The organism is Streptomyces sp. NPDC001348 (assembly GCF_053597535.1).
This window is the reverse complement of sequence record NZ_JBSFIK010000024.1, coordinates 68,244-75,314: the sequence shown is the minus strand read 5'-3', so window position 1 is coordinate 75,314 and position 7,071 is coordinate 68,244. Positions and strand designations below refer to the sequence as shown.

The 7,071-nt window shown below is 72.6% G+C and carries 4 protein-coding genes and 1 pseudogene; 4 read left to right on the top strand and 1 reads right to left on the bottom strand.

Annotation, left to right across the window (positions count from 1 at the left end; all coding sequences use genetic code 11):
- Positions 1 to 227, top strand: a pseudogene (locus ACWC21_RS24440) (alpha/beta hydrolase); the annotation flags it as partial.
- Positions 228 to 342: 115 nt separating this feature from the next.
- Here ACWC21_RS24440 and ACWC21_RS24435 read toward each other — a convergent pair.
- A complete protein-coding gene (locus ACWC21_RS24435) occupies positions 343 to 3,024 on the bottom strand; it encodes a tetratricopeptide repeat protein (protein WP_450884938.1) in 2,682 nt (893 codons plus the stop codon).
- Between the two features lie 201 nt (positions 3,025 to 3,225).
- Between ACWC21_RS24435 and ACWC21_RS24430 the strand changes: the two genes are divergently transcribed.
- From ACWC21_RS24430 to ACWC21_RS24420, 3 genes are all read left to right on the top strand, one after another.
- The gene (locus ACWC21_RS24430; protein ID WP_450884937.1) at positions 3,226 to 3,405 is read left to right on the top strand and encodes a hypothetical protein; all 180 of its coding nucleotides are present in this window, start codon (positions 3,226 to 3,228) and stop codon (positions 3,403 to 3,405) included.
- Positions 3,406 to 3,496: 91 nt separating this feature from the next.
- Entirely contained in the window at positions 3,497 to 4,564 is a 1,068-nt protein-coding gene (locus ACWC21_RS24425) for a hypothetical protein (protein ID WP_450884936.1), read from the top strand.
- Between the two features lie 894 nt (positions 4,565 to 5,458).
- The gene (locus tag ACWC21_RS24420) at positions 5,459 to 7,039 is read left to right on the top strand and encodes a sigma-70 family RNA polymerase sigma factor (protein WP_450884935.1); all 1,581 of its coding nucleotides are present in this window, start codon (positions 5,459 to 5,461) and stop codon (positions 7,037 to 7,039) included.
- Positions 7,040 to 7,071 lie beyond the last annotated feature (32 nt).

Below are 7,071 nucleotides of genomic sequence, written 5' to 3'. Positions count from 1 at the left end.
ATGTCCTGGTCGGCGACCGGGACCCGCTCAACGACGGGCTCGCGCTGAGTGACCTGCTCGTCGACCGCTACCGGCAGGCCGGCCTCACCGACATCACCTACCGCATCCACCCCGAAGCGCGGCACGAGCTGTTCAACGAGACCAACCACGCCGAAGTCGAGGGCGACCTACTGGCCTGGCTGGAGCGGGTACTCACGCACATCGAGAACGAGCGGGTGCTGCCGTGAGCCCGATCGCATCGGCACCGGGGCGTGAGGGGCTGGTGCTCGTCAGGCGGAAACCGCCCGAGGTTCCCGCCGGCCGCACGCTGCACCGGCACGCCGTCACGGAGACCGGCGAACCTCACCGGATCTCCGGCTCGCCGCAGCGGGCCAGCGCCTCCGCGGCCTCGCGGGTACGCGGGTGGCCGCTGCCCTGGACACGGATCATGTCGGCCAGCAGCGAGGCGAGCAGGGTGGCGGCCCCGCCCCTGTCGCCCGAGCGTTCCAGGAGCTCGGCGCGTTGCTGGCGGGTCCGCAGCGCACGAGGGTGGTCGGCGCCGAGCACGCTGTCGACCCTGGGCTGCAGATCGGCCAACTCCGCGAGCGCCCTGGCCGGCTCGCCGGCGAGGCCGCGCCAGAAGCTCAGGTTGACGCGGTAGGTGAGAGTGGTCGGATGGTCGGCGCCGAGCGCGCGCTCGGCGTCCTCGGCCGCGGCGGTGAACTCCTCGACCGCGCGCTCGAGTTGGCCCGCCAGTCCCCGCCAGTACGCGAGGTTGTGCCGGGCGATGAGGGTGTCCCGGTGAAGGCGGCCGACGGCGGACTCCAACCGTGCCACCGCCCGCAGGTAGATGTCGACCGCCGCATGCGTGTCGCCTGCCTCGCCGGTCCATCTGCCCAGATCGGTGAGGGCGCTCAGCGTGAGCAGGTGTCCGGGGCCGTGCCGCTGTTCCAGCATCTCGACGAGGGCGGCGCAGGCGTCCCGCGCGCCGACGGCGTCGCCGGCCAGGCCACGGCAGAGCGCAGCGTGGCTTCGCGCGTCGAGTACCAGGGGATGGCCCGTGCCGAGGGCTTCGGCCGCCTGGCCGGCGAGTTCGGTGAAGTCGTTCAGGGCGGCGGCCACCGCGCCCTCCTCCATCCGGAAGCGGGCCTCGTGCAGCCGTACCGTCAGGGTGTCCGGGTTTCTCGGGCCCAGGATCCGCTCGGCGTCCCGCCGGATGTTCTCCAAGGATGCGCGGGTCGACGCCGCGTCCCCCAGCTCGCCGGCGGCCAGGGCGACCCGGCACCGCAGGTACAGGACATCGCGGTGCTCGTCCCCGAGGCGGGAGCGCGCCACGTCCAGCAGCTCCTGGCAGACGTCCCGCGCCGCCGCGTCGCGGCCGAGTCCGGCGAGATAGGGGCCTATACGGCGCAGGACAGGGTGCATGCGGCCGTCCCACAGCCGGTCCCCGCCCGTGGTCCGGCGCAGGACTTCGACGCTGCGGTACAGGGCCGCCTCCGTCTCGGGCTCGTATGCGCTCTCCGCCGTGGACGACCAGAGTTCCTCCACGGCGTCGGCGGCTGCCACGGCGAGGCGCGCCAGGACCTGCTCCGGTACGCTCTCGCGGGCGGCGCGCTGCACGAGGGCGTGCGCCTCGACCGACGCGGGCGTGCGGGACGGGTCGTGCATCACCAGGCTGAGCCGGTGCAGAGCGCGCAGTGAGAGGAGCACGGCCCGTTCGCCGGGCTGCGCCGGTCCGCGGCCTGTGTCGCTGTGGTCGTCCGCTCCTTGGACGATCCACCGGCGGGCCGCCGTCGTGTGCAACACCGCCTCCGTGATGCCGTCCGGTGCGAGCATCGACAGAAGTTCCAGGGTGGCTCTGGCGCTTCCGGCGGGTGCGAGAGTCTGCGCCCGGTCCAGGGCGAGCCGCCAGGCGGTGGCCACGGTTTCGCCGTGTTCGTCGGCCGGGGAGGTCGCCGGCAGCAGATCGGAAAGCGTCTGCCGCTGGTCCTCCAGGAGTTGACGGTACGTGGTCAGGGATATGCCGGTGTCGATGAGGAACGCCGCCGCCTGGGACAGCGCGAGCGGGAAGTGGCCGAGCCTTTCCGCCAGCGCGAGCAGCTCCCCTTCGTCGTCCCCGCCTTCGCCGGCCGCGAGGCGTGAGCGGAGGTAGTCGACGGCCTCCTTGGGCGCGAAGGTCGCGACCTGCACGATCCGGGAGGACGGACGGATCACCGCCGCGTCCCGCCGACGGGTTGTCACCATGCTCTTGCCGTGTTCCCCAACCGGCCGGAGGCCCCGCAGGTCCATTGGGTCGTCGACATCGTCCAGTACGACAAGCCATGGCCGCGTCGTCTTACGCAGCCATGCGACGAAGAGGTCGGCCTGCGTCTCGTCGTCCCACCCGTTTCCGCCTTCCCCGCCCGAGACCACCCGCCACGCGCGCGCGTACGCAGTGAGCACGGACTGACGGGATGAGGCGGGCACCCACACTCGTACCCCGCCGGGCTGCCTGGACCGGTGGAAGGCGGCTGCGGCGAGTTGCGACTTCCCCACTCCGCCCGCCCCCGTGAGGATGACCTCCCGGACCGCGTCGTCTTGCAGCGCCACGTCGATCGCACTCGACAGGGCCGCCCGCTCCCGCAACGAGGCCGCGTCGCTCGGCGGCCGACCGACGACCACCTCGTCCGCCGCGCCTCCGGCCCGGTCGGCGGCGATGCGCGGCGCGGGCACCGCAGGGGCGCGGTCCTCGTACGCCGCGCGCCACAGCCGCTCCCAGCCGGCGATCGAGGACCGCGGACCAGCGGGGCCCGCCAGCGACTCGACGGCGCGCACGAGGGCGACCACGGCATGGAAGTCACGGGGCACCGACCGCCCGCTCAGCCACTCACCGAGCCTGCGGGCGTTGACGCTGACGCGGCGCCCGGACGGCAGCGCCGTACGGCTTGCTCGCCGGGCCAGCACCTCGTCCGACAGATCCGGCAGGCGGTGCCTAAGCCGCGTCAGCGCAGCGGCGAACGCCGCTCTCGGCGACTCCTCCGACTCCGGGGGCTCCGGCTCTTCCATCTCAGCAACTCTAGGCGGAACGCCCGGATCACGGGACCGGTTCCGTCCCCCGGTCCGGCCCGGTCCGGGGACTTCCCGTACCGCTCTCCCGCCCGGTCCGACCTGCCCTGATGCCACCTGGGGAGGTCTGCGCGCAGCGGGGCGGGTCTGTGGCGAAGTACGTTGCCGCTCCATCGGATCCGGCAACGCGGAGGAAGCGACATGGCGCAGGAACAGACAGGCGGCAACCTCGCCGTATGGAGGGCACTGGTCCTCATCGGGGTCCTCGGCAACGCCGTCGGCCTCATCGGCGGGGCACCGGTCATCACCCTCGTCGCGGCCCCTCTCGCGATCGTCGGAGTGATCGGTCTGATGTCGGCACGGCGCAAGCAGCGGTCGTAGCGAGCGACAGCCGTGAGCGGAGAACCGAGCGGGCGATTCCGGCCGATCACCACGCAGGTGTCCCGCACATCCGGCCTGAAGGGGGAAGACGGTGCTTGCGTACTCGGGTCTGGGGTGTCTGCCCATCGCGCTGCTGGGCGCCTTGTCGGCCATCTGGTTCCGTATCATCGACGCGCGAGGGGGTGACTGGGCGACGGCCTGTCTCGCCGCCGTTCCGATCGCGCTGGTGCTCGGTCTGGTCAACCTGGCGGCGGCCCTGTCCCTCAACCGCGCACCGGCCCCGGGCCGGGTGCCGGGAGGTGATGAAACCGTATGGACCTCCCGGCATCGGGCAGGCGGAACACCTCTGCAGTGCTTCTCGCCGTACTTCTTGGCGGCGGCCGGTCTCTTCTGCGCCGGCTGGACGCTGGAATGGGTGCACTGGCTGGTCGCCGTGGCCGAGTACGGCGCTCTGACCGCCGTCTACTACGCGGTGCCGGGCTTCCGGCGACGCCCGGCCAAGGCCGTCACCGTCGCCGAGCGCGGCACGTTCGCGCGTGCTCGTGGCTGGGCCTTCCGCGACCGTCTGCCGGCTCTCGCCGGGCGCTGGAAGCCCGGGCCCCTGCAACGGTTGTCCACCACCCCGGCCGAGGTCTTGAACAGCCCGCCCCAGGCCGGACTCCGCGACCCCTTCGCCGTGATGTCCGGCACCCATGGAGGCCTGAGATTCACGATCGCGGACGCCTTCGAGCCCGAACCTTTCGCGCCCTTCCGGGCCTGGCAGCAGCACCATGTGACCGTCTGTGCCGTGCACCTGGACACCGCCTTCCCGTCCATTCGGATCGCGCTGCGCGGCAGGCCCGGCCGGCGCACTCGATACGCCCTCGAAGTCGAAACGCTGCGACCGGACTTCGCCGAGGCACTGGTCACCGAGAAGACCATCGAGGCGATGCTGGCCGCCGAGGTGATGGAGTGGTCGATCCAGGGACGGGACGTCCTCACCGTGCTCAGGGACCAGCCGGCCGACACACAGGACGGCGGAACCGGGGGCCGGCCGGCCGACTACGACCTCGATGCCGTCCGCGCGATCGAGCGGCTCACCGCCCTCATCGCCGGGCTGCCCGCCAATCTCGCCCCGTGGGCTGACGGCGCCCTGCCGGGCCTGCCCCTGGAGCATTGATCGGGCGGTTCATGACTACTCAAGCGATCCTGTCGTCCCCTGATGGTGCGGGCGCCGGTGGAGTCTGCTGGTCCGCAGCCGGTCGTCTGTCGGAGCAGCAGGGTGAGGCGGCCGCCGCCTCCTGGTGCCGGCCGGCCGTCCGGGCCTGGGCTTGGTCCTCCTGGCCGTCCCGGTCTGAGCCGGCTGCGGGGGCCAGTAGCCCCCGGGCACTGTTCCGGGCCCGGTCCCAGCGCCACTTCTGGGGCCGGACCTGGACGAGAACGGTCACGGAGGCTTCACCCTGACACCCGGGGCGGAGTCTCCGCACGCGGGAAAAGGAATCCGCTGCGGGACCGAGCCCCGCTCCTGAGCCGGCGCAATGACCGTCCAGTGTCTCCGGCCCCGTCCTGTGGGGACGCGTCGAGGACGCAAGGATGGGAACAGACTGACAAGGGCCGAGAATCAGGGACACCGCTCACCTCATCCGACCTGGCAAGGCGCCGAGAATCGGCATTGATCTGCACTGATCGGCAAGGTTTGCCAAGATCCTCGGACGTACCGGTTCCACATGGCGTCGACGGTGCTCGCCCGTGAGTACGACGGGCCGGCGTACGTGGCCCGCTCGACGCCTTCGGTTCCGCTCGGCCGACCTGGAACACGGCATACGGACGGAGACCCCGGCATCGCGCGGCCGACGCGGCGCGTCGACGGCGTCGCGGGCCACGCACAGTGCGTGAGCCGGGCGTTGCCGCCCGGAACGAGGCGCAGACAGGGAAGCAGGGGCACGGCTTACCCCGTCTGGCCACTTCGCGTGGGGCGGCACCTGACAAGCGACCCACGCAGATCCCCCGGTCTCGCCCCTGGCACACTGTCGCCCTCGGCACATCGGCAAGGCGACGGGACGGGTGGGGCGGGGTGCGCTCGCGGGACACGCAGGAACAGCCGGACGTCACCGTCGTCATGGCCGCGCGGGCCGGGGACCGGCAGGCCGCGGAACAGCTGGTACGGGACTGTCTGCCGTTGGTCTACAACATCGTCGGGCGGGCGCTGGACGGGCACAGCGACGTCGACGACGTGGTCCAGGAGACGATGGTGCGGGTCCTGAACGGGTTGCCCGGCCTGGAGCAACCGGACCGTTTCCGGTCCTGGCTCGTCGCCATCACCGTACGGCAGATCCGCGACCGGTGGCGCAGGGGGCGCATCTGGCTCACCGCGGAACCGCTGGAAGAGAACGCCCAGGAAGCAGACCCCCAGGCAGACTTCTCCGACCTGGCGATTCTTCGGCTCGCTCTGTCGGGCCAGCGGCGTGAAGCGGTGGAGGCGACCCGCTGGCTGGAGGAGGAGGATCGCGAGGTACTCGCGCTGTGGTGGATGGAGAGCGCCGGTGAACTGACCCGCGGCGAGCTCTCGGCCGCCTGCCACCTCACACCGCAGCATGCCGCGGTCCGCGTCCAGCGGGTGAAGGAACGGCTGGAGACGGCGCGCACCGTCGTACGAGCGGTGACGGCCTCGCCGCGCTGCCCGGACCTGGCCGCCGTACTCGCCTCGTGGGACGGGCGGCCGTCCGCGCTGTGGCGCAAGCGGCTGGCACGCCATGTCCGCGACTGTCCGCGGTGCCTGTCGAGCTCGTCCGACCTGGTACCGGCGGAGGGGCTGCTGGCCGGCCTCGCGCTGGTGCCGGTGCCGGTCGGCCTGGCCGGCCTGGTACTGGCCAGGGCGCTGGGGGCGGGTCCGGCCGGGGCGACCGCCGTCGGCGCGGGCACGCGTACGGCGAGCGGGGCGAGCCGTACGGCGCGGACGATCGGCAGGCTGGGCGCCAAGCCCGCGGCGGTGGCGGCCGCCGGTGCCGTCGCGCTCGCGGCCGCCGGAGTGGCCTGGTACACCGCCACGGGATCGCACGAGCCGGCCGCGCGGCCCGCCGCGGCGGCCCCGCTGTCGCCCGCCCCGTCCGTGCCGCCGTCCCCGAGAACGTTCGCCTCACCGACACCGACACCGACACCGACGCATACGCCGTCGCCTGCGCCGACGCCGACGGCAGCCCCGGCGACGACGGCCGAGGCGCGGTTCTCGGGGCGGCACGCCCTGCGGTCGGTCGACGACCCCGGCGACTACGTGAGTCAGTCCGGCAGGCTCGGCGTCCTGAACCCGGTCGGCGCCACCAGCTCCGCCGTCGCCCGGCAGGCGGCCACCTTCACCTTCGTTCCCGGCCTGGCCGACCCCCGCTGCTACTCACTCAGGGACGCCACGGGCCGGTATCTGCGGCACTACGCCTTCCGCATCCGACTGGACACCGACGACCGGTCCGCCCTCTTCCAGAAGGACGCCACCTTCTGCCCCCGTTCCGGTTCCACGGCCGGTTCGGTCTCCCTGGAGTCCTACAACTACCCCGGCCGCTACCTCCGTCACCGGGACAACCTCCAGCTGTGGCTGGACCCCGCCGAGAACACGGCCTCGTACCGGGCCAGCCGTTCCTTCGTTCTCGTGGCGCCCTGGTGAAGGATGCGGTGAACCGCGGCAACCTCCCGAAG

What these genes read in the sequence shown, in the direction of transcription:
- ACWC21_RS24435 (WP_450884938.1), bottom strand. Translation starts at nt 3,024, where the DNA reads ATGGAAGAGCCGGAGCCCCCGGAGTCGGAGGAGTCGCCGAGAGCGGCG.
- ACWC21_RS24430 (WP_450884937.1), top strand. Translation starts at nt 3,226, where the DNA reads ATGGCGCAGGAACAGACAGGCGGCAACCTCGCCGTATGGAGGGCACTG.